A 24,751-nucleotide genomic window follows, 5' to 3' on the forward strand; every position below is an offset into this window, starting at 1 on the left:
GAGGAAGACCTCCCCGCGGGCCCGGCGCCGTTTCCGGAGCGGGCCGATCTTCGACGACAAGGTCACTGCACGGCCGGGCCGAGCTCGGGGCAGTGGGCCGTAAGGTTAGACACATGAACGATCGCATGGTGTGGATCGACTGCGAGATGACCGGCCTCTCGCTGTCGGACGACGCGCTCATCGAGGTGGCCGCCCTCGTGACCGACTCCGAGCTGAACGTGCTCGGCGAGGGAGTGGACATCGTCATCCGCCCGCCGGACGCGGCGCTGGAGACGATGCCGGAGGTGGTGCGTCAGATGCACACCGCGTCCGGACTGCTCGACGAACTCGCCGCGGGCACGACGCTCGCGGACGCCGAGGAGCAGGTCCTGGCGTATGTGCGCGAGCACGTGAAGGAACCCGGCAAGGCCCCGCTGTGCGGCAACTCCGTGGGCACGGACCGCGGCTTCCTGCTGCGCGACATGCCGACGCTGGAGGACTACCTCCACTACCGGATCGTCGATGTCTCGTCGGTCAAGGAGCTGGCCCGCCGCTGGTACCCGCGGACGTACTTCAACAGCCCGCAGAAGAACGGCAACCACCGCGCGCTCGCCGACATCCGCGAGTCCATCGCGGAACTGCGCTACTACCGCGAGGCCGTGTTCGTCCCACAGCCCGGGCCCGACTCGGACACCGCGAAGAAGATCGCCGCGAAGCACGTCCTGCCTGCTCAGTAAGGGCATCCGGGGGCCCGTCGAGGGGCGCCGCGAAAGCCGGGCGCGAGCACCCCTTCGGACCCTGTACACTTTTTCTCGGCCGGTCAGGGAAGTCACTGACCTCCAAGCCGGTCATGGTGGGTGTAGCTCAGCTGGTAGAGCACCTGGTTGTGGTCCAGGATGCCGCGGGTTCAAGTCCCGTCACTCACCCTGAGTAATCAGCCGGTGGCTTCGATGAAGCCACCGGCTGAAGCTTTTTGCGCGCCTGATCGGGGCGACGCGGCAGGCGGGGCTACCGTCGCGGCATGGACGGTGGACGCCGAGGGTGGCGCGCGTGTGTGCTCAGCGGTGCGGTGTTCGCCGTATGCATGGCAGGCACCACGCTGCCGACCCCCCTCTACCCCCTCTATCAGGACAAGTTCGGGTTTTCCGAGCTGACGGTGACCGTGGTGTACGCCTTGTACGCCTTCGCGGTCATCGGTGTGCTGCTGCTGGTCGGCAACGCCTCGGACGCCGTGGGCAGACGCCCGGTGCTGCTGTGCGGCCTGGGCCTCGCCGCGGCCAGCGCCGTCTGTTTCCTGGGCGCCGGCGGGCTCGGCTGGCTGTACACGGGGCGGCTGCTGTCGGGACTGTCCGCCGGGCTGTTCACCGGAGCGGCCACCGCGTACGTGATGGAGCTGGCGCCCGAGGGCGGCGCCTCCCGGGCCACGTTCGTGGCGACCGCCGCCAACATGGGCGGACTGGGCTGCGGTCCGCTGCTGTCCGGGGTGCTCGCGCAGTACGCGCCCTGGCCGCTGTATCTGCCGTTCCTCACGCATCTCGCCCTGGTGGCCGCCTCCGCCGCCGTCCTGCTGCGGCTCGCGGAGACCGTGCGGGAGCGGCGGCCGCTGCGCACCGTACGGCCGCAGCGGCCCGCTCTGCCGCAGCGGGTGCGGGCGGTGTTCGGACCGGCGGCGACCGCCTCGTTCGTGGGGTTCGCGCTGTTCGGGGTGTTCACGTCGGTCAGCCCCGAGTTCCTCGCCGAGTCCCTGGGCGTCACCGACCACGCCGTGAGCGGGCTGATCGTCGCGCTGGCCTTCTTCGCCTCGACCGCCGGCCAACTCGCGGTCGGCCGGGTCGGTGTACGGCGCTCCCTCCCCCTGGGCTGCGCCGGGCTCCTCGCCGGTCTCGCCCTGCTCGCGGGGGCGCTGCGGTGGGATCTGATGGCGCTGGTGGTGCTGAGCGCGCTCATCGGCGGGACCGGGCAGGGGCTGGCGTTCCGCGGCGCGCTGTCCGAGGTGGCCGAGGCCTCGCCCGAACACCGGCGTGCCGCGGTGATCTCGGCCCTGTTCGTGGTGGCCTACGCGGGCATCTCGGTCCCGGTGATCGGCGTGGGCCTGCTGACGGGCCCCATCGGCCTGGAGGGCGCGGGCCTGGTGTTCATCGCGTGCATGGCCGTCCTGGTCTCGACGGCGGCCGCCTATCTGCTCAGGCGGCCGGCCCCGGCCAGGACGTGACTCCCGCGTCCGTCACGACGACGCCCGGGACACCAGCTCCGTGGCCAGGACCATCTGGCGTCGTTCCAGGCCCCGGGAGGCCGAGGGGCGGCGGTCGGCGATCTCCGTGAGGAGGAGGTCGATCATGCGGTGGCCCATCTCCTCGATGGGCTGGCGGACGCTGGTGAGGGGCGGGTCCATGTGGCGGGCGATGGCGGAGTCGTCGTAGCCGACGAGCGCCACGTCTTCGGGGATGCGGCGGCCCGCCTCGCGCAGGGCCTGGCGGGCACCGGCCGCGGTGACGTCGGAGGCGGCGAACACCGCGTCCAGGGTGGGGCGGCGCTCCAGCAGGGCCGCCATGGCGCGGTGGCCGCCCTCCTCCGTGAAGTCGCCCGGCTCGATCAGCGCCTCGTCCCCCTCGTGGCCCGCGTCGCTCAGGGCCGCGCGGTAGCCGTCGATACGGCGCTGGGCGCCGTAGACGTCGAGGTGTCCGGTGATGTGGGCTATCTGTCGGCGGCCACCGGACAGCAGGTGCTCGACGGCCTGGCGGGCGCCGCCGTAGTTGTCGGAGTCGACCGACGGGAGGGTCTCCGCCGAGGAGCGCGGGCCGCTGATCACCGCGGGTATCTCCAGCTGGGCCAGCAGGTCGGGCAGCGGATCGTCGGCGTGCACGGAGACCAGCAGGACGCCGTCCACCCGGTGGGCCGCCAAGTACTGGGCGAGGCGGCGGCGTTCACGGTCGCTGCCCGCGAAGATCAGCAGCAGCTGCATCTCCGTGTCGGAGAGCGCCGCCCCGACGCCCTTCAGCATGTCCGAGAAGTACGGCTCCGAGAAGAACCGGGTCTCCGGCTCGGGGACGACCAGCGCGATCGCGTCCGTGCGGTTCGCCGCCAGGGCGCGCGCCGCGGTGTTCGGGACGTAGCCGAGCTCCGCGACCGCCGCCTCGACGGCCGCGCGGGTCGCGTCGCTGACCCGGGGTGAGCCGTTGATCACCCGGGAGACGGTGCCGCGGCCGACACCGGCGCGCGCCGCCACCTCTTCGAGGGTGGGCCGGCCACCGCTTCGGCCCCGCGCTCCGTGGCTTGCCATGGGCTCCGCCTTCCCGTCCACACCCGCACTCTGCGGCTGGCCTGGAATTTAACAGGCTCGTCAGCTGTAGTGACCGCCACCGAGGGCCTCCCGCCCCCGGCCTCCGCTTGCGCCGGACGAGCCGGACCGACCGGCTCGATACCGCCGGCCCCGGCCGCAATGGACCCCGGCCCGGGTCCAGTTAACGGCCCGATAACTGAACGCATCTCGCCCTGTCCGGTCCCTTGACACCCCCGCCCCGACCCGCGAACCTTCAACACATCACTGGTGGGAGCGCTCCCACACTACCTGACACATACACAACCCGCACGTTCCCCGCCCGAGCCGCAGCGAGTAAAAACGGGTCCAACAATGCAGTTGGCCGGGGGGTCGGCACGTCAGGGCAACAGGAGGACGACATGCGAGCACGCATCCGAACCGCCCGCAAGGCGATGGTCGTCGCGGCCGTCGCATCGCTGGGCGCCGGGCTGCTGGCCGGCTGTGCCGACGACGGCGGCGACGACAGTTCCGGCTCCTCGTCCGGCGACGGCAGCGGCAAGACCACGATCTCGGTGGGGCTCTTCGGCACCATGGGCTTCAAGGAGGCCGGCCTCTACGACGAGTACGAGAAGCTGAACCCGAAGATCAAGATCGAGCAGAATGTCGTGGAGCGGAACGAGAACTACTACCCGGCGCTGCTGAACCACCTCACCACCAACAGTGGTCTGCTGGACGTCCAGGCCGTCGAAGTCGCCAACATCGCCGAGGTCACGGCCACCCAGGCCGACAAGCTCGAGGACCTGTCCAAGGTCTCGGGCGTCAGCGAGAGCAACTGGCTCGACTGGAAGTGGCAGCAGGCCACCACCAAGGACGGCAAGACGATCGGCCTCGGCACCGACGTCGGCCCGATGGCGATCTGCTACCGCACGGACCTCTTCAAGCAGGCGGGTCTGCCCACCGACCCGGCCGAGGTCGGCAAGCTGTGGGCCGGTGACTGGGCCAAGCTCGTCGACGTCGGCGAGCGCTACAAGTCGAAGGCGCCCGAGGGCACCTTCTTCATGGACTCCCCCGGCGGTCTGATCAACGCGATCCTGGGCAGCGAGAAGGAGAAGTTCTACGACGCCTCCGGCAAGGTCATCTACAAGACCAACCCCGCCGTGAAGGCCGCCTTCGACCTGACCTCCGAGGCCGCCGAGAAGGGCCTGGTGCAGTCGCAGACGCAGTTCCAGCCGTCCTGGAACTCCACGATCGCCAACAACAAGTTCGCCACGATCGCCTGCCCGCCGTGGATGCTGGGCACGATCAAGGGCAACGCGAAGCCGGACGCGGCCGGCAAGTGGGCCGTGGCCGAGGCGCCCAAGGGCGGCAACTGGGGCGGCACCTTCCTCACCGTGCCGAAGAGCGGCAAGAACGTGAAGGAGGCCCAGAAGTTCGTGGCCTGGCTGACCGCGCCGGAGCAGCAGGCGAAGCTGTTCAAGGTGCAGGCCAGCTTCCCGAGCGCCCCGTCCTCCTACACGATGCCCGAAGTGACGGGCGCCACGAACGAGATGACGGGTAAGCAGGAGATCGGCCCGATCTTCGCCGAGGCCGCCAAGGCCGCCCCGGTCCAGGTGATCGGCCCGAAGGACCAGATCATCATGCAGGGCCTGTCGGACAACGGCGTGATCCTGGTGACGAAGGGCAAGTCGGCCAAGGAGGCCTGGGAGTCCGCGGTCAAGTCCATCGACAACAAGCTGGACCAGTGACCCGGATGACCACCCGTCACGACACCGCCGCGCCCCCCGTGGAGGGGGGCGCGGCCCCGGGCCGCCCGCCCGGCGACGCCGCGGGGGCGGAGAAGGAGCGGCGGCGCCGGGACCGGCTGTCCCGTCGCTGGCAGCGGGACCTGCGCTGGAGCCCGTACGCCTTCGTGTCCCCGTTTTTCCTGCTGTTCGTCGCGTTCGGCCTGTTCCCGCTGATCTACACGGGCTGGGCCTCGCTGCATCAGGTGGAGCTGACCGCGCCGACCGACATGAACTGGGTCGGGCTGCGCAACTACACCCGGCTGTTCGACGACGAGTTCTTCTGGAACGCGGCGAAGAACACCCTGACCATCGGCATCATCTCCACCGTCCCGCAGCTGCTGATGGCGATGGGCATCGCCCACATCCTCAACTACAAGCTGCGGGCCTCGACCTTCTTCCGGGTCGCGATGCTCGCGCCGTACGCGACGTCGATCGCCGCCGCCTCGCTGGTGTTCGTGCTGCTCTTCGGCCGCGACTACGGCATGATCAACTGGGCGCTGGACTTCGCCGGCATCGACCCGCTCGACTGGCAGAACGACAAGTGGCCCTCGCAGATCGCCGTCTCGACGATCATCATTTGGCGCTGGACCGGCTACAACGCGCTGATCTACCTGGCCGCGATGCAGGCCATCCCGCACGACCTGTACGAGTCGGCGGCGCTGGACGGGGCCAACCGCTGGCAGCAGTTCATCCATGTGACCCTGCCGGCGCTGCGTCCGACGATCCTGTTCACCGTGGTCGTCTCGACGATCGGGGCGAGCCAGGTGTTCGGCGAGCCGCTGCTGTTCGACGCCAACAAGGGCACGTCCGGCGGTGCCGAGCACCAGTTCCAGACGCTCGGCCTGTACCTGTACGAGCAGGGCTGGGTCGCCCAGCATCTGGGCCGTGCCTCGGCGATCGCCTGGACGATGTTCCTGATCCTGATCGTCATCGGCATCGTCAACTACGTCATCTCGCGCCGGCTGCGCGCCAGTAGTTAAGGAGTGGTGGCCGTGACGACGACTGTGACGCCCCCCGACGCGCCGCCGCCCGGTGCGCCCGTGAAGGAGTCCAAACGCCCGCGCCTGCCGAAGTCCGCCCGGGCCGGCGGGCAGCTGCACGGCGGTCCGATCGCCTACGCGATCCTGATCGTGTTCACGATCGTCTCGTTGTTCCCGCTGGTGTGGACGGCGATCGCCGCCTCGCGTGACAACCAGCGGCTCGCGCAGACGCCTCCACCGTTCTGGTTCGGTTCCGGACTGTTCGACAAGCTGGAGATCGCCTGGAAGGACGCCAATCTCGGTGAGGCGTTCCTCAACACCACGATCGTGGCGGGTGTTTCGGCGGCCACGATCGTCTTCCTGTCGACGATCGCCGGTTTCGCCTTCGCCAAGCTGCGGTTCCGGGGCCGTGGCGCGCTGATGCTGATCGTGATCGGCACGATGATGGTGCCGCCGCAGCTGAGCGTGATCCCGCTGTACATGATGGTCGCCAAGCTCGACTGGACGGACCAGTTGCAGGCGGTGATCTTCCCGTCGCTGGTGAGCGCGTTCGGTGTGTTCTTCATGCGGCAGTACCTGCTCCAGGCGCTGCCGGACGAGATCATAGAGGCCGCCCGGGTCGACGGGGCGAGCAGCTGGCGCGTGGTGTGGCACGTGGTGTTCCCGGCGGCGCGGCCGGCGATGGCCGTGCTCGGCATGCTGACGTTCGTGCAGACCTGGAACGACTTCATGTGGCCGTTCCTGGTGCTGACCCAGATGGGCAACCCGACCGTGCAGGTCGCGGTCGCGGGCCTGGGCCGCGGGTACACCCCCGACCAGTCCCTGATCATGGCGGGCGCGCTGCTGGGCACGCTGCCGCTGCTGCTGGTCTTCGCGATCTTCGGCAAGCAGATCGTGGGCGGCATCATGCAGGGCGCCGTGAAGGGCTGACGCCCTCGCCCGTTCTCCAGGGGGCCGGACCGGTGCAGCTCCGGCCCCCGCTCGTGAACTCCCTTTTTCCCCTCCACCCGTCGCCTCTCCACGACCCCCAATGGGAGCGCTTCCATGCCTGACTCCGAGAACTCGGCCACCGCGGTGACCTTCCCTCCCGCCTTCGTCTGGGGCGCGGCCACCTCCGCGTACCAGATCGAGGGTGCGGTGCGGGAGGACGGCCGTACGCCGTCGATCTGGGACACCTTCAGCCATACACCGGGCAAGACCGTCGGCGGCGACCACGGTGACATCGCTGTCGACCACTACCACCGCTACCGCGAGGACGTGGCGATGATGGCGGACCTGGGCCTGGGCGCCTACCGCTTCTCCGTCTCGTGGTCGCGGGTGCAGCCGACCGGCCGGGGCCCGGCCGTCCAGAAGGGCCTGGACTTCTACCGCCGGCTGGTCGACGAGCTGCTGTCCAAGGGCATCAAGCCGGCCGTCACGCTCTACCACTGGGATCTCCCGCAGGACCTGGAGGACGCGGGCGGCTGGCCCGAGCGCGACACGGCGTACCGCTTCGCGGAGTACGCGCAGATCGTCGGTGAGGCGCTGGGTGACCGCGTCGAGCAGTGGATGACGCTCAACGAGCCGTGGTGCAGCGCGTTCCTGGGCTACGCGTCCGGGGTGCACGCGCCGGGCCGTACGGATCCGGCGGCCTCGCTGCGTGCCGCGCACCATCTGAACCTGGCGCACGGGCTGGCCTCGTCGGCGCTGCGGTCGGTGATGCCGGCCCGCAACCAGGTCGCGATCGCCCTCAACTCCGCTACCGTGCGGCCGCTCTCCCAGAGCCCCGCGGACCTGGCGGCGGCCAAGAAGATCGACGACCTGGCCAACGGGGTCTTCCACGGCCCGATCCTGCACGGGGCCTACCCGGAGTCGCTGTACGCGGCGACGGCGGAACTCACCGACTGGGACTACGTCCTGGACGGCGACCTGACGCTGATCAACCAGCCGCTGGACGCGCTGGGCCTCAACTACTACACGCCCGCGCTGGTCTCGGCGGCGGACGCGGCGGCGGAGGGGCCGCGTGCCGACGGCCATGGGTCGAGCGACCACTCGCCGTGGCCGGCCGCGGGCGATGTCGCCTTCCACCAGACGCCCGGTGACCGCACGGAGATGGGCTGGACGATCGACCCGACGGGTCTGCACGAGCTGATCATGCGCTACACCCGGGAGGCGCCGGGCCTGCCGCTGTACATCACGGAGAACGGCGCGGCCTACGACGACAAGATCGACTCGGACGGCCGGGTGCACGACCCGGAGCGGGTCTCCTACCTCCACGGCCATCTCTCCGCGGTCCGCCGCGCGATCACCGACGGCGCGGACGTCCGCGGCTACTTCCTGTGGTCCCTGCTGGACAACTTCGAGTGGGCGTACGGCTACGGCAAGCGCTTCGGCGCGGTGTACGTGGACTACGCGACGCTCCAGCGGACGCCGAAGTCCAGCGCGCTGTGGTACGGGAAGGCGGCCCGCACCGGGGCGCTGCCGCCACTGGAGCCGGCCGCGTAGGCCACCCCCTGGGGAAGCGGGAAGGGGCGCGGCACCCGGCGGGGGGTGCCGCGCCCCGCTGTCCGGTCAGCCCTTGTTGGCCCCCAGGGTCAGGCCGCTGACGAACTGGCGCTGGAGGACGAAGTAGACGATCAGGGTCGGGATAGCGGTGAGCAGGGCGCCGGCGGCTACCAGGTTGGGGTCGGTGAAGTACTGGCCGGAGAGGTTGCTCAGCGCCGAGGTGATCGGCATGTTCTCGCCGGTGGAGATGAGCACGATGGCCCAGAAGAAGTCGTTGTAGATCCAGATGGAGAGCAGGGTCGCGAGGGCGGCCATCGCGGGCTTGCACAGGGGCAGCACGATCTGCCAGTACAGCCGCCAGACGGAGGCGCCGTCGACCAGGGCGGCCTCGGTCAGCTCGTGCGGCAGCGAACGCATGTAGTTGCTGAGCACGAACGCGCAGAAGCCGGACTGGAACGCCACATGGATCAGCACCAGGCCGAGCGCGGAGTCGTACAGCTTGCCGCTCATCGTGATGCCGGGCAGGTCGATCAGCAGGTACAGCCGGTACAGCGGGGTGATGATGACCTGCTGGGGCAGCAGATTGCCCGCCGTGAAGAGCAGCAGCAGCGACAGATTGACCCGGAAGTCGAAGCGGCTGACGTAGAAGGCGACCATCGACGACAGCAGCAGCGTCAGCAGCACCGCCGGGACGGCGATGATCAGGGTGTTCACGAAGTAGTGCGTCATGTCGGACTGCTGATACGCGTTGGTGAAGTTGTCGAGGGTCAGCTTGTCGGGCCAGGAGACGTAGCCCTTCTCGCTGGTCTCCGCGTACGGCCGCATCGCCGCGAGCAGCGCCCACAGCAGGGGCGCGAGCCAGGCGAGCGCCGTGACGACGAGGAAGGTGTGCAGCAGGATCCGGGCGGGGCGGATCGGGGTGCGCTGCTTCGGAGCGCCTGCGACGGTGCTCATGCGCGCCGCTCCTTCCGGAAGGTGGCGATCAGATACGGAATGATCACCGCGAGCGAGATCACCAGCAGGACCACGGCGATGGCGGAGCCGTATCCGATGCGGCTGGACTCGCCGATGATGTTGTTGGTCACGAGGATCGACAGCAGTTCGGTGCCCTGGGCGCCCTTGTTGAAGACGAAGACCAGGTCGAAGGCGCGCAGTGCCTCGATGATGGTGACCACCAGGACGACGGTGTTGGTGGGCCGGAGGGTGGGGAAGACGACGTTCTTGAACGTCTGCCACTCGCCCGCGCCGTCCAGGGCGGAGGCCTCGCGCAGGGCGGGGTCGACGCCCTTCAGGCCGGCCAGGTACAGGATCATCATGTAGCCGGCGTGCCGCCAGGACGCGGCGATCAGTACGGCCCACAGATTGAGGTCGGGGTCGCCGATCCAGTCGATGTAGTGGCCGGGCTCGTTGGCGCCGATGACGCTGTTGATCAGGCCCGTGTCGGGGTTGTAGACCAGCTGCCAGACGAACCCGATGACCGCGAGCGACATCACGACCGGCAGGAAGAACGCGGTCTGGTAGACGCGGCTGAAGCGGATCCTCTTGTCGAGCTGCACGGCGAGGAACAGCCCGAAGGGCGTGGGCAGCAGGATGAGCACCACGAACCAGACGAGGTTGTGCTCGACGGCAGGCCAGAACTGCGGGTTGCTGGTGAACAGTTCCCGGAAGTTCTGCAGGCCCACCCACTGGATGGAGTCGAAGCCGATGCCGTTCCAGCTGGTGAAGGCCAGCGCGATGGAGGCGAGCGCCGTCAGCCACACCAGGGCGATGTGCAGGATCGTCGGCAGGCCCGCCATCAGACCGAGCGTGATCCGGTCGCGGCGGGTGAGGAGGCGACGGTGGCCCGTCGGGCTCTTGCGGGGAGCGGCCCCCGGAGACGGCTCGGCGGCCGCCTCCGGGTTCTCGGTGGTGGTGTCGGTGCTCATGCGGAAGCGAAGATCGTCTTCTTCTGGCGCTCGATCGACGAGAGGATGCTGTCGACGTTCTTGGGGTTGCGGACGAAGTTCTGCAGCGCGGGCTGCATCACCGTGGAGGTGAAGTCCGGGCGGGAGTCGCGGTCCATGAACTGCGTCAGGCTCTTCGCGCCCGAGATCATCTCGAAGGACTTCTTCTGCAGCGCGGTGTAGGAGGAGGTGTCGGCCTTGGTGGAGGCGGCCACCACGCTGGAGTCGGCCTTGAGGTAGATCTGTTCGGCCTCGGGCGTGCCGAGGTACTCCAGCAGCTTGGCCGCGCCCGCCCTGTTCTTCGGCGCCTTGGAGAGCATGAAGCCGTCGGTGGGTGCCTCCACGGTGTCCTGCCCGAAGGCCGGGTCGATCTCCGGGAAGGCGAAGAAGTCCAGGTCGTCCAGGTCGGCCTTGTCGGTGAACTGCTGGCCGACGAAGGTGCCCAGCAGATACATGCCCGCCTTCTTCGCCACCAGCGTCTGCGCCGCGTCCTGCCAGGTGCGGCCCACCGCGCCGTCCTGGTGGTAGGGCAGGATCTCCGTCCAGTGGTCGAAGACCTTGCGCACCTTGGCGTCGGTCCAGGAGGCCTTGCCCGCCATCAGCTCGACATGGAAGTCGTAGCCGTTGGTGCGGAAGTTGATCTGGTCGAAGGTGCCCATCGCGGGCCAGGCGTCCTTGTCGCCGAAGGCGATCGGGACCAGCCCGTCCTTCTTCATCCGCTTGCACAGGGCGACGAAGTCGTCCCAGGTGGTGGGGACCTCGTAGCCGTGCTGGGCGAAGACGCTCTTGCGGTAGAAGACCGCCCACGGGTAGGTGTACAGCGGCACGAAGTAGTACTTACCGTCCTCGCCCTTGCTGAGCTTCTTCATCGCCTCGGGGAAGTCCCCGCCGATCTTCTGCCACACGTCGTCGATCGGGGCGGTGAGCTTCTTCGACGCGAAGAACTGCATCCGGTAGCCCGCGAACCAGGTGAACACGTCGTCCGGCGTGCCCTGCAGATAGGAGTTGATCTGCTCCTGGAACGTGTTGTGGTCCTTGGTGTTCACGTCGACCTTGATGCCGGACTTCTTCGTGAAGGCGGCGTAGATCTCGGCGAACGCCTTCTTCGGCACCGCGTCCGAGGAGTTCGACCCGAGGCTGACCGTCTTCGGATCGGCGGCCGTGCCGCTGCCGCCGCAGGCGCTCAGCAGGGGTATGCCGGCGCCGAGCAGGGCGGCGCCGCCGACGCCGCGCAGCAGGGTGCGGCGGCTGGGAGCGGGGAGAGCGAGTCCCGAGGGAGAGAGGTCGTGCATGAACGGCTCCTGAGGGCAGGGTTCGGCCACGAGGGGTGTGGCGTGAAACCCGGTCGTAATCGACCAGAAATCAACTTGACCGAACACGGTGGCGCAATGACAGCCGTATGTCCGGTCATGCGTCAAGAGGCGTTGACGTCATTTGTCGAAACGTGACCGACCGTGAGAGCGGCTCGGTCAGGCGGAGCGGGAGCGCTGGTAGGCGGCGGCCAGCCTGCCGGGGCGCCGGCGTCGCACCACACCGCGCGGGCCCCTGCCGACCGGTGCCCTCCCGGCCGGCTGGATCCAGATCCGCACCTCGGTCCCGCCGAGCACGGAGGAGCCGATCCGTACGTCCCCGCCGGTCGACTCGGCGAGCCGGCGCACGATGTCCAGGCCGAGCCCGGTCGAGCCGTCGCTCCCGGAGCCGCGGCCCCGCGCCATCGCGGCCTCAGGGTCGGGTATGCCGGGGCCCGCGTCGGACACGAGGACGATCACCGCGTCCTCGCCGTTGTGCAGGTCGACCGCGAAGGCGGTGCCCTCCGGGGTGTGCCGGAAGACGTTGCCGAGCAGCGCGTCGAGCGCGGCGGCCAGGTCGGCGCGGGCCACGGGTATGCGCACCGGCCGCTCGGCCCCGGCCACCCGCCACTTGCGGCCCTCGTCCTCCGCCAGCGCCGACCAGAACGCCATCCGCTCCCGGACCACCTCGGCCGCGTCGCACCCGGCGCCCGGACCGGCCGCCGCCGTCTGTGGTTTGGCCTCCCGGGCCGTGCGGATGATGGTGTCGACCTCGCGCTCCAGCTGCTCGACCGCGGTCCGGGTCTGGTCGGCCGCCGGTCCCTCGCCGAGCGAGGCGGTGTTCAGCCGCAGCACGGTCAGGGGCGTACGCAGCCGGTGGGACAGGTCGGCCGCCAGCTCCCGTTCGTTCGCCAGCAGTTGGACGACCTGGTCGGCCATGGAGTTGAAGGCGACCGCCGCGAGCCGCAGTTCGGTCGGGCCCTCCTCGGGCACCCGGGCGCCCAGCTTGCCCTCTCCCAGTTCATGCGCCCCCTCGACCAGGCGTTTCGCGGGCCGGACCATCCGCACGCCCAGCCGGTCGGCGACCGCGACCGAGCCGAGGATCAGCGCGACACCGACCGCGGCGAGCACCGCCCAGGCCGTGCCCAGGCCGTTGGTGACCTCGGACTCCGGTACGTACACCTCCACGACCGCGATCTCACCGGTGCTCAGCGCGACCGGCTGGAGCAGCGTCGAGCCGCCGGCGACACCGGTGGAGGAGGCGCGGCCCAGTTTCCGCACGGCCGCGATGTCCTGGTCGGCGGCGCGCTGCCGCCCGAGCTCGATGGCGTCCTGGCCGTCGCCCGCCGGCAGGTGCACGGCCATCCCGGCGTCGGAGCCGGCGGAGGCGACGACCCGTTCGAGCTGATCGCGGTCGGTGGTGATGGACAGGGCGGGGGCGACGGCCGCGGCCTCCCGCTCGGCATTGGAGAAGGCGCGGTCCCGGGCCATCTCGCGGATGACGAGCCCGAGCGGCACCGCGAAGGCGAGCACGACCATGGTGGTCACCGCCAGCGACACCTTGACCAGGGCCCACCTCATCGCGGCACCTCCGCCCCCGGTGGTTCGAGCTTCACACCAACGCCCCTCAGAGTGTGCAGATAGCGCGGGTTCGCGGCCGTCTCGCCCAGTTTCCTGCGCAGCCAGGACAGATGGACGTCGATGGTCTGGTCGTCGCCGTACGACTGCTGCCACACCTCGGCGAGCAGTTCCTTGCGGGGGACGACGACGCCGGGCCTGCGGGCCAGGAAGGCGAGCAGGTCGAACTCGCGGCGGGTGAGGTCGAGCCGGGCGCCGTCGAGCTCGGCCTGGCGCCGCAGTGGGTCGACGGTCAGACCGCCGACCCGGATCACCGGGGACGGCTCCCCCTCCCCGGCTCCGGAGCGGGCACGGCGCAGCACGGCCGCCATGCGGGCCGACAGGTGTTCGACCGAGAAGGGCTTGGTCAGATAGTCGTCCGCTCCCGCGTTCAGCAGCCGGACGATCTCCGTCTCGTCGTCCCGGGCCGTGGCGACGATCACTGGCACGTCCGTGATGCCGCGCAGCATCTTCAGGGCCTCGGACCCGTCGAGGTCGGGCAGTCCGAGGTCCAGGATCACCACGTCGAAGCGGACATGGGCGACCTCGCGCAGCGCCTCCAGTGCCGTACCCACGCTGCGCACGGTGTGCGAGGCGTCGGTCAGGTGCCGGATGAGCGCCGAGCGTACGAACTGGTCGTCCTCGACCACGAGTACACGTGCCATGCGCCGCACCGTACGCCATCTCGAACAGCCGGGTACGGGCCTGTGGACAACTCTCGCTTGTGGACAACTCGTGGGACGCGTGGGGCAGTATGGCCAGCGATGCGCAGAGGACTCGTACACGTACTGGCCTGGCTGCTCGCCACGGGCGCGGCGGTCACGCTGTCGTGGTGGGGTGTCCACACGGTGATGGCGGGCACGGCCTACGACCCGCCGCGCGCCCTGCCCATCAAGGCCGCCGACGCGACCAGGCAGAAGCCGGAGCCGTCGGCCGCACCGACGCGGGCGCCGAGTCCCGCGCAGCGCACTCCGAGCGCACGGCCCGCTCCGAAGAAGCCGAGCCCGGCCCCCACCGAGCCGTCCAGCCCCTCCCCCAGGACCCCCGCCTCCGCCTCCGCACCCGGAGAGGTCAAGAGCTACGACACCGACGGCGGGCGGGTCGTCTTCGACCTCGGGCGGACCTCCGCCTCCCTGGTCTCGGCGACCCCCGGGGCGGGCTGGTCGATGCAGGTGTGGAAGACGGAGTCGTGGATCCGCGTGGAGTTCTCCTCGGGCGCGGACCGGGTGTCGGTGTTCTGCACCTGGCACGACGGACCGCCGCGCGTGGAGATCGGGAACTACTGAGCGAAGTACGGAGTGCCGTACGGGGTCACGCGCCGTACGGGGTCATCTGAACACCGACGCCGGCGGCGCGGGGGACGCCACCGCCGCGAGGTCCGTCACGGGCACGGCCCCGCCGGTGAAGTCGGTGAGCGTCCTGCCGTGTTCGACCCGGCCGGGATGCGGGTCGGAGGCGGCGCGGCGGGTCAGTTCGGCGACGGGCAGCGGGTGGTCGGAGGCGACCAGGACGGCGTTCCCGAAACGCTTGCCGCGCAGCACCGTCGGGTCGGCGACCAGCGCGAGCTGTTCGAAACGGGCGGCGGCGGTGGCGATCTGGCCGCGCAGGTGGGCCAGCGGCGGCCCGTCGGCGAGGTTCGCGGCGTAGACACCGCCGGGCTTGAGGGCCCTGCGCACATCGTCGAGGAACTCGGTCGAGGTCAGATGGGCCGGTGTCCGGGCCCCGCTGAACACATCGGTGACGACGAGATCGGCCCAGCCGTCCGGCACCTTGGCGAGGCCCTCGCGGGCGTCGACGGACCGCACCCGGATCCGGGCGTTCGAATCCAACGGCAGCTCGCGGCGGACCAGTTGCACGAGGGCGGCGTCCCGTTCGACGACCTGCTGGGTGGAGCGGGGCCGGGTGGCGGCGACATAGCGGGCGAGGGTGAACGCGCCGCCGCCGAGGTGCACGGCGTGCACGGGCCGGCCGGGCGGGGCGGCGAGGTCGACGACGTGCCCGAGCCTGCGCTGGTACTCGAAGGACAGGTACGCGGGATCGTCCAGGTCGACGTGCGACTGCGGGGCTCCGTCGATCACCAGGGTCCAGGCGCGGGCCCGCTCGCGGTCGGGGATCAGCTCGGCGAGCCCGCCGTCGACGCTCTCGACGACGGCCTCCGCGTCGGCCTGTCTGCGCCGGCCGCCCCTCGACTTTCCCATGGGGTCATTATCGGGGTCCGGTCGGCAGGCCGGGCATACGCTCCCGGGCGGCGGCTCCGGCTCCGGCCCCTCAGCGGCGGCTGTCCGCCCGCGCGCCTCAGCGGCAGCTGTCCGCCGCCTTGATCATCCGGGCCGCCTCCCCCAGGGCCTCGCGCAGCACCGCGGGGTCCGTCGCGAGGTCCGCCTCCCCGGGCGGCAGCAGCCAGTCCGAGCCTTCCACCGGCGGCTCGGGGGCCAGGGTCGCGCCGCGCCCGTCGGTCCCGGTGCAGGTGCTCCCCGGCATGTCCCACGCCTCGGCCGTCCCCGGCGGCACCAGGAAGCCCAGCGTGCCGCCCCCGTCGTCGTGCAGGACGGGTCCGACCGCTTCCGCGGTGCCGCGCCGGAGGATGTCGACGGCCTCCAGCCCCTGCCGGGCCGGCACCGTCACGACATCGCAGCTGATCTCCATCCCGGCCTCCTTCCGGATCCTTCAACGCGGCCGCCCGTCAACGGCTACGGCGGAAGTCAGCCGCAAAGGATGGCAGTTCATGGCAGATCACGTATGAGATATCCGGTTTGTAGCCAAACCCAGCGTGACGACTCCGGCACAGCAGGTACGTTCTTGCTCGCCGGACACAGGGCATGGCCTTACGGGCAACCCGTATAAGTCTCCCCATTTCCGGCATGGTTCGACGGTTCGCACGAGAGGACCCGGCCATGGCGTCGTCAACAGTGACTTCGTCCCGACCCGATCGGCCGCCACGGCCGAACCTCGCCTTCCGGCAGTTGCGCGGACAGCGCTCGCCGGCCGAGTTCGCCGCGGTGATCCGCCGGGCCGCCCTCGAGATCGGCGAGCAGGTCAGCTGTGACGCGCGGTACATCGGCCGCGTCGAGGCGGGTGAGATCCGCTGCCCCAACTACGCGTACGAACGGGTGTTCCTGCATATGTTCCCAGGCCGCACGCTCACCGACCTGGGGTTCGCACCCCGCTCGTCAGTACGCGGACGCCGGGCGCGCGACACCGAGGACGCGCCCCTGACGTACACCTCGAACCCGGCGAACGCCACGAGTGAGACCAGCGGGGCGTGCGAGCCGTATGAAACGCAGAACCCGTACGACCCGCACCACCCGCACGACACCTACGAGGAGAGCGACGTGCTACGTCGCGCATTCATGACCAGCGGGGGCGCCACCGTGGCCGCCGCCTCGCTGGGACCCGTCGGCCTCGCCCTCGACGCCTCGGCGGCACAGCGCCCCGTGCGCCGCGCCGGGGCGAGTGACGCGGGTGCCCTGGAAGAAGCGGTCCGCCGTATCCGGCTGCTCGACGACCGGCACGGGGCCGACGGCCTCTACCGCCGCGCGGCCGCCCCGCTGCGTGCCGCCTACGCCCTGCTGGACGCCGGCGCGACCCGGCAGACCACGGCGGACCGGCTCTACTCCGGCGCCGGTGAACTGGCCATCTCCGTGGGCTGGCTGGCCCACGACTCGGGACGCTTCGACGACGCCCGCTCCCACTACGCGGAGGCACTGGCGACCGCCCGGATGACCGGCGATCCCGGCCTGGAGGCGCACGCCTTCTGCAATACGGCGTTCCTCGCGCGCGACGCGGGCCGGCCGCGCGAGGCGGTCCGGGCGGCCCAGGCCGCACAGCGCGTCGCCCGGCCCGTGGCCTCGGCCCGGCTGATGTCGCTGCTCGCGCTGCGCGAGGCGGGCGGCTGGGCGGGACTCGCCGACCGCGTCGGCTGCGAGCAGGCACTGGCCCGGGCGCAGACCCTCTTCGACCGCGGCACCTCGGAGGCCGACCCCGAGTGGATGAGCTTCTACGGAGAGGCCGAACTGGAAGGTCTGGAGGCGCAGTGCTGGTCCGCGCTCGGCGACTGGCGCCGGGCGGCGCGGCACGCCCGGCGGGCGGCGGACCTTCAGGATCCGCACTTCACGCGGAACATCGCGCTGTACACGGCGGAGCTGGCGGACGACCTCGCGCGGGGCGGACGGCCCGACGAGGCGGCGGTGGCGGGGATGCGGGTGCTGGATCTGCTGGAGGAGGTCCAGTCGTCCCGGATCCAGACGATGCTGGCGGCCACGGCGCGCGTGCTGCTGCCGCATCGCAGGGCTTCGGGGGTGTCGGCGTTCCTGGAGCGGCATGCGTCGACGCCGAGGATCACCTAGCCCGCCAGGTGCCCGATGTCGTTCCAGCTCTCGATCGCCGGCTCGCCGTACGCCCATCCCAGTACCGACAAGGACGTCGGATTCAGCCGTATTCGTGCCGCGAAGTCGATCGGCAGGCCCAGCCATCGTGCCCCGAGGGTGCGCAGGATGTGCCCATGGGCGAAGACCAGGACGTCACGGTCCTCGGAGCACGCCCAGGAGACCACCTCGTCCGCCCGGGCCGTCACCTCGGCGAGGGTCTCGCCCCCGGGGACGCCGTCGCGCCAGATCAGCCAGCCGGGCCGGACGGCCTGGATGTCCGCCGGGGTCATGCCCTCGTAGGCCCCGTAGTCGACCTCCAGCAACGCGTCCCAGGCACCCGCGCGGTCGCCGAAACCGGCCAGTTCACATGTCTCACGCGCGCGTGCCAGCGGGCTGGTGCGCACCTCGACGCCGGGCAGGCCGTCGTACGGGGCCCGGTGCAGGCGCTCGCCGAGCAGCTTGGCGCCACGCCTGCCCTCCTCCAAGAGGGGTACGTCGGTCCTGCCGGTGTGCTTGCCGGACAGGGACCACTCGGTCTGTCCGTGCCGGGCCAGCAGGATGCGCGGAGCCATGGAGGACCTTTCCGGAAGAAAAACGCGAGCGGAACTCCTCCATCATCGCGCACGCTGGTCGCGGGCAACCCGGGGGGCGATCTCTGCGTCTTTGAGGTGCGGAGGGCGCCCCCAGGGCGCGCACACGCACCGTAAAGTGGCACGACCGGCCGGCGGGGAGCCGCGACGACGAAGGGGGAGGGCGATCGGATGCCGCACACCGAGACACCGGGCACCGAGGCGGCCCCTGCGCCCCGGCTGCGCTGGTGGACGGAGCTGCCGCTCATCCTGCTGGTGTACGCGTGCTACTCGGCGGGCCGGCTCCTCGTGCGGGGCGACGTGTCCGGGGCGGTCGACAACGGTCTGGCGATCCTGCGCGTCGAGAAGGCGCTGTTCCTCAACGCCGAGCACCCGCTCAACCGCCTCTTCACGAACGAGGCGTGGATAGGCATACCGGCGGACTTCTGGTACGCGTCGCTGCACTACCTGGTCACGCCGGCGATCCTCATATGGCTCTTCCGCTCCCGGACCGTGCGCTACCGCGCGGCCCGCACCTGGCTGTGGACGTCGACGTTCGTCGGCCTGATCGGCTTCACCCTGCTGCCGACCTGCCCGCCCCGGCTGCTCGACGCGAGCCACGGCTTCGTGGACACCATGGCCCAGTACAGCTCGTACGGCTGGTGGGGCGGCGAGGCGAGCGCCCCGCGGGGCCTGGGGGGCATGACCAACCAGTACGCGGCCATGCCGAGCCTGCACGTGGGCTGGGCCCTGTGGTGCGGAGTGATGCTGTGGCGCTACGGCGGTACGCGCACGGCGAAGGCGGCCGCCGTCGCCTACCCGCTGATCACCACGATCGTGGTCATGGGCACCGCCAACCACTACTTCCTCGACGCGGTCGCGGGCGCGGCCGTCATGGGCGTCGGACTGCTGCTGGCGCCGCTGGTGATGCGCGCGGCGGACCGGGTCAGGGCACGGTTCGTGCCGCGGTTCGCGCCGGTCGCGGCGGACTCCGCTGCCGCAGCCGCTTCCTCGGCCTCTGCCGCCGCCACTTCCGCCGTGGGTTCCTCGAATGTCAGTGCCGGATGCCAGACTTCCGCGGGTGAGCGAATTCCACGGCAGCGCGATGCGCGGTTCGGAGCGGGAGCCGAGCCGAGTGCCTCCCCCCAGGACGCGGGGGACGGCGCTCCGGCAGCGGCTCGCTGAGCTGCGCGGGCCCGACGTACCCGCGAAGGCACTGGACGCGCGCGCTCTGGCGGCGCTGGCCGCCAACCCCGGTTGTGCGCGGCGCGCGATCCTCGACGGTGCCGGGGTGAACAAGGCGGAGCTGGCGAGCGCGCTGGGCGCGCCGGCGGCCTTCGGGCAGTCCCAGTTCGCGCTCACCCGGGGCAACGCGTTCGAGGCACGGGTCAAGGCCGACGGCGGCGCGGAGCTGCTGCGGCTGGTGCACGAGAAGCTGGACCGGGGGGCCGAGCCGCCCGCCGAGGCGCGCTTGCCCGACCTCACCGCGACCGGCCCCCAGGGGCGTACGGCGCGTACGGCGCTGGAGCTGCGCGAGGCCACCGCGCACCCGGGCGCGTGGACACTGCTCGACCACCCGATGCTCGCGCTGGACGTCGCGGCCTCCCCGGCGTTCCTGGAGCCGGACGCGGTCGTGGTGCACCCGGACGGCAGCTGGACGGTCGTCGAGATCAAGTCCTTCCCGATGCTGGACGGTTCGGCGGACCCGTCGAAGGTCGGGGCCGCGGCCCGGCAGGCGGCGGTGTACGTGCTGGCGCTGGAGGACGTCGCCGCCCATCTGGATCCGTCCCCGCGCGTGCGGCACCGGATCCTGCTCGTCTGCCCCCGGGACTTCTCGAACCTGCCTGCCGCTTCGGCCGTCGACATCCGCAAGCAGCGGGCGGTGACGGCCCGCCAGCTGGCCCGGCTGACCCGTATCGAGGACATTGCCGACGATCTCCCCGAAGGCACGTGCTTCTCCCCCGAGCTGCCCGCCGACGAGCTGACGGCCGCCGTGGAGTCGGTCCCGGCGACGTACGCGCCCGAATGCCTGTCCGCGTGCGAGCTGGCCTTCCACTGCCGGGGCCGGTCCCGGGAGGCGGGCGCGGTGACGACGCTCGGCCGCCCGGCGCGGGCGGAACTGGGCGGCCTCGAGACCGTCGAGGACGTCCTCGCGGCGGCCCGCGGGGAGGCCGGGGATCCCGGCGACCCGGCGGTGGCGGCGCTGCGGCGGGCGGCGGCCCTGCGCGCGGAGGCACTGGAGGCGGCGTGTCGCTGATCTCCACCCTGGCCCGCCTCGAGGCCGTCAGCACCGGCCGCGCCCAGCCCGCCGCCACCGTCCGGCACCGGCATCTCGGCGACCGCCCGCTGGTGTTCGTGCCGCTCATCACCGCCGGTGAGGCGGGCGCCCCGCTCGGCGCGCTGGTCGGCACCGAGCGGGACGCGCCGCGCCTCCGGGTCGTCCCGCAGCCCCGCGACCGTGACCTCAGGTTCGCCTTCCTCGCCGAACTGGCCGACGTGGTGCTGCCGTACATCGACGCCTACGCCGAGGCGGTGGAGGCCGCCGAGCGCACCGAGACCGACCCGGAGACCGGCAAGCGCGTCAAGGTCGAGGTCGACCTGTGCGCGGACGCCCCGCAGCTGATCGTGCCGAGCCGAGCCGGCATCGACCTGGTGCGGCTGCTCGGCCGCTCCACGCGCTTCCGGCGTACGGCGGAACAGGATCCGGACGCCCCGTATCCGGCGCCGCCCCGGGTGCCGTTGCTCGGGCGGTGGCTGACGCACTTCGGGGAGCGGGCCCGGGTGCCCGGCTCCTCGCTGCTGCTGGCGATGACCGACGTCCTGGGCCGGCACTGGGCGACCGGGCAGTCCACCCTGGAGGACCAGCACCTGGGGGCGCTGCTCGCCTGGATCGACCCGCCGGAGGGCCTGTCCGGTGCCGAGGCGGCGTTGCGGGCCGAGCTGGAGCGGGACGAGCGGGGCCAGCTGACATGTCCCCCGGCAGGTCCGGCCACCGACCCGGCGTTCGACAACAAGCTGCTCGCCCCGGCCATCGAGCGCTACGACCGGGCCCGCACCGCCCACGCCGTCGCCGAGGACGGACTGCAGGCCGACGACCGGCTCGGCTCGCTGACCGCCGCCGAGCGGGAGATCCGCGACCTGGTGCTCAGCCGCACCCGGCCCACCTGGGACGCCATCTGGCGGGGCCTGGACCTGCTGCGGGAGCTGCCCGCCGGGGCGCATGCCGAGGAGCGGTGGACGCGCGACCGCTGGTCCTTCACCGGCCACCGCGACCGGGTCCTGGCGGGCGAACCCCCGCAGCCGCGCCGCGACGACGCGGTGACCGCGGCCAACAAGCTGGCCACGCGCGAGCGCGAACAGGCCCGGCTGGAGGCCCAGGAGGCCCTCGACGACCCCCTGGTGATGGCCGGACGACGGCTGTCCGGGGAGGCGTTCGCGGGCGAGGTCACCGATGTCGTGATGGCGTACAGCGAGGGCAAGCGACCGAGCCCCCGCCCCCTGGTCACGGTCCGTACGGACGACCGGCCGCATCTCGGGGAGCGGACGAAGGTGTACCGGTCGCTCGGCGGGAAGCCGCAGTCGGCGGAGTTCGTCGGGGACGAGGAGGACGGCGCGTACGTGGTGCTGCGGGTCCTCGACAAGATGGGCCGCGGCAAGGAGCCCGAGCCGGGGTCGGTGCCGGAGAAGGGCGACCGGATCTGCTTCACGCTCTTCGAGCACGAGCAGCGGGGCGGCGCGAAGCTGCCCGACCCGGAGGAGACGCCGTGGACGCACGGCGGTCCGCCCGGCGAGCTGACCCTGGAGACGGCCGACCCGGTGACCGAGGAGGATGTCCTGTGACTACGGTCTTCGACCCCTCCGCCGCCGCGACACAGGCCACCGACGCGATCCTCCACGACACGCTGCACGGCACCGCGCGCGGTGTGGTCGTCGACTCCCCGCCCGGTGCGGGCAAGTCCACGCTGGTCGTCCGCGCGGCCCTGGAACTCGCCGAGGCCGGCCACTCCTTGATGGTCGTCGCGCAGACCAACGCCCAGGTCGACGATCTCGTCCTCAGGCTCGCCGAGAAGAACCCCGAGCTGCCGGTGGGCCGGCTGCACAGCAGCGACGCCGACCCGTACGACAAGGCGCTCGACGATCTGCCGAACGTCCGCAAGTCGGCTAAGGCGGGTGACCTCGCGGGGCTGGCCGTGGTGCTCTCCACGGCGGCGAAGTGGGCGCACGTCAAGGCCGACGAACCGTGGCGGCACGCGATCGTCGACGAGGCGTACCAGATGCGCTCGGACGCGCTGCTCGCGGTGGCCGGGCTGTTCGAGCGGGCGCTGTTCGTGGGCGACCCGGGGCAGCTGGACCCGTTCGCGATCGTGGGCAGCGAGCAGTGGGCGGGCCTCGCCTACGACCCGTCGGCCTCGGCGGTGACGACCCTGCTCGCGCACAACCCGGAGCTGCCCCAGCACCGTCTGCCGGTCTCCTGGCGGCTGCCGGCCTCGGCGGCTCCCCTGGTCTCGGACGCGTTCTACCCGTACACGCCGTTCCGCAGCGGCACCGGGCCGGGCGACCGCGCCCTGTCCTTCGCCGTCCCCTCCGACGGCTCGGGCCCGGACCGGGTGATCGACGAGGCGGCCCTGTCGGGCTGGGGCCTGCTGGAGCTGCCCGCGCGGCACACCCCGCGCACGGACCCGGAGGCGGTACGGGCGGTGGCGACGGTCGTACGGCGCCTGCTGGACCGGGGCGGCGCGGCGACGTCGGAGCGCTCACCGGACCCGGCGCCCCTCACGGCCGACCGCGTCGCCGTCGGCACGGCGCACCGGGACCAGGCGGCGGCGGTACGTGCCGCCCTGGCCGACCTCGGCGTCACCGACGTGGTCGTGGACACGGCGAACCGGCTGCAGGGCCGCGAGTACGACGTCACGGTGGTCCTGCACCCCCTCTCCGGCCGCCCCGACGCCACCGCCTTCCACCTGGAGACAGGCCGCCTCTGCGTCCTGGCCTCCCGGCACCGGCACGCGTGCATCGTGGTGTGCCGGGCGGGAGTGCGCGACCTCCTGGACGACTATCCGTCGACGGAGCCGGTGCAGCTGGGGACGGTGGTGAAGTTTCCTGATGGGTGGGAGGCGAACCACGCCGTGCTGGCGCATCTGGCAGAGCACCGCGTGACGTGGCGCCCGTAACCCGTACGGGCAGAGCCGCCGCGGGCGCATGTGGCCGAACATCGTGGGTTCCGGCGGCCCCGGCGAACGCCGGGTGGTGTGGCAGCCGTACCCACTCCCGCGATGCCCACTTGCGCGCCCGCGAGACAATGGACGGTGGCCCGCTCCACCGGGAGGGCCGTGCGCGACGTACGAGGAGGAGAAGACATGGCGGAGCCCACGCCGCGTCGGAACGAACCGCGGCTACGCCCCGCGCCCCTGCTTTTCGAGCCCGCGGAGGCGGCCTCCGACCCTGAGCACTTCTTCGACCTCGAGTCGATCGACGATCCACGGGCCCTGCTGGCCCGGTCGACGGAGCTGACGCTGGCGTTCCGGGCCGCGGCGGACCGGGCCCTGGAGTTCCAGGCGATCGCGGCGGCGCAGCTGGCCGACCCCCGCCGGTTCGACCGGCTGACGACCGCGGACATCGCCGAGCGGGCCGAGTGGACCGAGGACTACGCCAAGAAGATGGTCGAGTTCGGCCGGGACCTGATGCGCGGCGGTGTCGAGGGCCGGGGGCCCGTCGACCCGGTGTGATCTACGTGGCATATGCCAGGCGGGCAAGATACTCCCTCCCACCCCCTCCTGTCCCGGTTTCCCGCAACCCTCGGGAATCACGCGCTCACGGCCGGTACATGTAGATGTCATGAGCAGCGGATGGAACGCCTCCCATGTCACCCCGGACGGAGCCGCCTGGCTCGCTTCGGCAGGAACGTATCCGCGAAGCACGCTCGCCCTCTGGGAGGAGCGGCCGGACGCGCCGGTCGTGCTGCCCTGCGGGGCGGTCTTCGACGTGGTCAGCGCGCCCTCGATGTTCGGGCGGCGGATGCTCGACCGGCTCTGGGACGACGGCCCCGGCTCGGGCCCGGTCGCGGAGTTCCGCGGCCGCATGCTGCTGTTCGCCGCCCCGGGCACGGCACAGCGGCTGCCGGCGCTGCTGGAGTGGGAGGAGTGGGGGACACACGGCCGGGACGGCGGGGAGACCGGCCGCGCGGGCGCCGTACCGCCGCTGCTGTGCCACGGCACGGGCGACGCGGTGACCATCCCCGCACCGGCGGGGGCCACCTCCGCCACCCGCTCCGGCTCCCGCTGGCTCGTCGCCCCCGACACCCGTCAGCCCTGGCTCCCGGGCCCCGAAGTACTGCTGTGGGCGGCCGTGCGGGCGGCCCGTTCGGCGGTGCGGATTTCGATTTTTCCTCCCGCCGACCAGGGTGCTAAGGTCTACGACGTCAGCAGGCGCCGCTAGCTCAGTTGGTTAGAGCAGCTGACTCTTAATCAGCGGGTCCGGGGT

The 24,751-nt window shown here is 71.5% G+C and carries 23 protein-coding genes and 1 tRNA gene; 15 read left to right on the forward strand and 9 right to left on the reverse strand.

Annotated features, from left to right (window positions below):
- Positions 1–113 precede the first annotated feature (113 nt).
- From orn to ACWIF2_RS32860, 3 genes are all read left to right on the forward strand, one after another.
- Positions 114–716: an oligoribonuclease gene (orn, locus tag ACWIF2_RS32850; protein WP_454364538.1), complete on the forward strand. Its 603-nt coding sequence runs from the start codon at positions 114–116 to the stop codon at positions 714–716.
- A gap of 116 nt (positions 717–832) precedes the next feature.
- A tRNA-His gene (locus tag ACWIF2_RS32855) sits at positions 833–905 on the forward strand.
- 95 nt (positions 906–1,000) lie between these two features.
- Entirely contained in the window at positions 1,001–2,191 is a 1,191-nt protein-coding gene (locus ACWIF2_RS32860) for an MFS transporter (protein ID WP_454364539.1), read from the forward strand.
- A gap of 12 nt (positions 2,192–2,203) precedes the next feature.
- Here the strand turns inward: ACWIF2_RS32860 and ACWIF2_RS32865 are convergent, their stop codons facing one another.
- Positions 2,204–3,259, reverse strand: a complete 1,056-nt coding sequence (locus tag ACWIF2_RS32865) for a LacI family DNA-binding transcriptional regulator (RefSeq protein ID WP_454364540.1) — start codon at positions 3,257–3,259, stop codon at positions 2,204–2,206.
- Positions 3,260–3,657: 398 nt separating this feature from the next.
- On the opposite strand from ACWIF2_RS32865, the gene ACWIF2_RS32870 reads away from it, so the two are divergent.
- From ACWIF2_RS32870 to ACWIF2_RS32885, 4 genes are all read left to right on the forward strand, one after another.
- The gene (locus tag ACWIF2_RS32870) at positions 3,658–4,983 is read left to right on the forward strand and encodes an ABC transporter substrate-binding protein (RefSeq protein WP_454364541.1); all 1,326 of its coding nucleotides are present in this window, start codon (positions 3,658–3,660) and stop codon (positions 4,981–4,983) included.
- Positions 4,984–4,988: 5 nt separating this feature from the next.
- Positions 4,989–6,002 (forward strand): carbohydrate ABC transporter permease, encoded by a 1,014-nt coding sequence (locus ACWIF2_RS32875; protein ID WP_454364542.1) that lies wholly within the window; start codon positions 4,989–4,991, stop codon positions 6,000–6,002.
- Between the two features lie 12 nt (positions 6,003–6,014).
- On the forward strand, positions 6,015–6,932 hold the full coding sequence (locus tag ACWIF2_RS32880) for a carbohydrate ABC transporter permease (protein WP_454364543.1): 918 nt from the start codon (positions 6,015–6,017) through the stop codon (positions 6,930–6,932).
- 114 nt (positions 6,933–7,046) lie between these two features.
- Positions 7,047–8,486, forward strand: a complete 1,440-nt coding sequence (locus ACWIF2_RS32885) for a GH1 family beta-glucosidase (RefSeq protein ID WP_454364544.1) — start codon at positions 7,047–7,049, stop codon at positions 8,484–8,486.
- A 66-nt stretch (positions 8,487–8,552) separates the two neighbouring features.
- Here ACWIF2_RS32885 and ACWIF2_RS32890 read toward each other — a convergent pair whose 3' ends face one another.
- From ACWIF2_RS32890 to ACWIF2_RS32910, 5 genes are all read right to left on the reverse strand, one after another.
- Positions 8,553–9,440, reverse strand: a complete 888-nt coding sequence (locus ACWIF2_RS32890) for a carbohydrate ABC transporter permease (protein ID WP_454364545.1) — start codon at positions 9,438–9,440, stop codon at positions 8,553–8,555.
- A complete protein-coding gene (locus ACWIF2_RS32895; RefSeq protein WP_454364546.1) occupies positions 9,437–10,411 on the reverse strand; it encodes a carbohydrate ABC transporter permease in 975 nt (324 codons plus the stop codon). The genes ACWIF2_RS32890 and ACWIF2_RS32895 overlap by 4 nt, the downstream gene beginning before the upstream one ends.
- Complete coding sequence (locus tag ACWIF2_RS32900) at positions 10,408–11,721, reverse strand: ABC transporter substrate-binding protein (RefSeq protein WP_454364547.1); 1,314 nt, start codon at positions 11,719–11,721, stop codon at positions 10,408–10,410. The genes ACWIF2_RS32895 and ACWIF2_RS32900 overlap by 4 nt, the downstream gene beginning before the upstream one ends.
- 177 nt (positions 11,722–11,898) lie before the next feature.
- Positions 11,899–13,299, reverse strand: a complete 1,401-nt coding sequence (locus tag ACWIF2_RS32905) for an ATP-binding protein (protein ID WP_454364548.1) — start codon at positions 13,297–13,299, stop codon at positions 11,899–11,901.
- Entirely contained in the window at positions 13,296–14,000 is a 705-nt protein-coding gene (locus ACWIF2_RS32910) for a response regulator transcription factor (RefSeq protein ID WP_382494342.1), read from the reverse strand. The genes ACWIF2_RS32905 and ACWIF2_RS32910 overlap by 4 nt, the downstream gene beginning before the upstream one ends.
- A 99-nt stretch (positions 14,001–14,099) precedes the next feature.
- On the opposite strand from ACWIF2_RS32910, the gene ACWIF2_RS32915 reads away from it, so the two are divergent.
- Positions 14,100–14,621, forward strand: coding sequence for a hypothetical protein (locus ACWIF2_RS32915; RefSeq protein WP_454364549.1), 522 nt, complete (start codon positions 14,100–14,102; stop codon positions 14,619–14,621).
- Positions 14,622–14,663: 42 nt separating this feature from the next.
- On the opposite strand, the gene ACWIF2_RS32920 is transcribed toward ACWIF2_RS32915, so the two are convergent.
- A complete protein-coding gene (locus tag ACWIF2_RS32920) occupies positions 14,664–15,533 on the reverse strand; it encodes a spermidine synthase (protein ID WP_454364550.1) in 870 nt (289 codons plus the stop codon).
- A gap of 97 nt (positions 15,534–15,630) precedes the next feature.
- Entirely contained in the window at positions 15,631–15,981 is a 351-nt protein-coding gene (locus ACWIF2_RS32925; RefSeq protein WP_454364551.1) for a hypothetical protein, read from the reverse strand.
- Between the two features lie 248 nt (positions 15,982–16,229).
- On the opposite strand from ACWIF2_RS32925, the gene ACWIF2_RS32930 reads away from it, so the two are divergent.
- Complete coding sequence (locus tag ACWIF2_RS32930) at positions 16,230–17,681, forward strand: hypothetical protein (protein ID WP_454364552.1); 1,452 nt, start codon at positions 16,230–16,232, stop codon at positions 17,679–17,681.
- Here ACWIF2_RS32930 and ACWIF2_RS32935 read toward each other — a convergent pair.
- Positions 17,678–18,274 (reverse strand): histidine phosphatase family protein, encoded by a 597-nt coding sequence (locus ACWIF2_RS32935; protein WP_454364553.1) that lies wholly within the window; start codon positions 18,272–18,274, stop codon positions 17,678–17,680. The two genes, ACWIF2_RS32930 and ACWIF2_RS32935, sit on opposite strands and share 4 nt — an antisense overlap.
- A 189-nt stretch (positions 18,275–18,463) precedes the next feature.
- Here ACWIF2_RS32935 and ACWIF2_RS32940 point away from each other — a divergent pair, with 189 nt between their 5' ends.
- The 6 genes from ACWIF2_RS32940 (at position 18,464) to ACWIF2_RS32965 (ending at position 24,706) form a co-directional block, all read left to right on the forward strand.
- Complete coding sequence (locus ACWIF2_RS32940) at positions 18,464–19,456, forward strand: phosphatase PAP2 family protein (protein ID WP_454364554.1); 993 nt, start codon at positions 18,464–18,466, stop codon at positions 19,454–19,456.
- The gene (locus ACWIF2_RS32945; RefSeq protein ID WP_454364559.1) at positions 19,407–20,528 is read left to right on the forward strand and encodes a hypothetical protein; all 1,122 of its coding nucleotides are present in this window, start codon (positions 19,407–19,409) and stop codon (positions 20,526–20,528) included. Before ACWIF2_RS32940 ends, ACWIF2_RS32945 begins: the two co-directional genes overlap by 50 nt.
- Positions 20,519–22,111: a hypothetical protein gene (locus ACWIF2_RS32950; protein WP_454364555.1), complete on the forward strand. Its 1,593-nt coding sequence runs from the start codon at positions 20,519–20,521 to the stop codon at positions 22,109–22,111. Before ACWIF2_RS32945 ends, ACWIF2_RS32950 begins: the two co-directional genes overlap by 10 nt.
- Positions 22,108–23,442 (forward strand): AAA domain-containing protein, encoded by a 1,335-nt coding sequence (locus ACWIF2_RS32955; RefSeq protein WP_454364556.1) that lies wholly within the window; start codon positions 22,108–22,110, stop codon positions 23,440–23,442. The genes ACWIF2_RS32950 and ACWIF2_RS32955 overlap by 4 nt, the downstream gene beginning before the upstream one ends.
- A 186-nt stretch (positions 23,443–23,628) precedes the next feature.
- Positions 23,629–23,997, forward strand: a complete 369-nt coding sequence (locus ACWIF2_RS32960; RefSeq protein WP_454364557.1) for a hypothetical protein — start codon at positions 23,629–23,631, stop codon at positions 23,995–23,997.
- A gap of 109 nt (positions 23,998–24,106) precedes the next feature.
- Positions 24,107–24,706: a bifunctional DNA primase/polymerase gene (locus ACWIF2_RS32965; RefSeq protein WP_454364558.1), complete on the forward strand. Its 600-nt coding sequence runs from the start codon at positions 24,107–24,109 to the stop codon at positions 24,704–24,706.
- Positions 24,707–24,751: the final 45 nt, after the last annotated feature.

This window comes from Streptomyces sp. NPDC055506 (assembly GCF_053643595.1).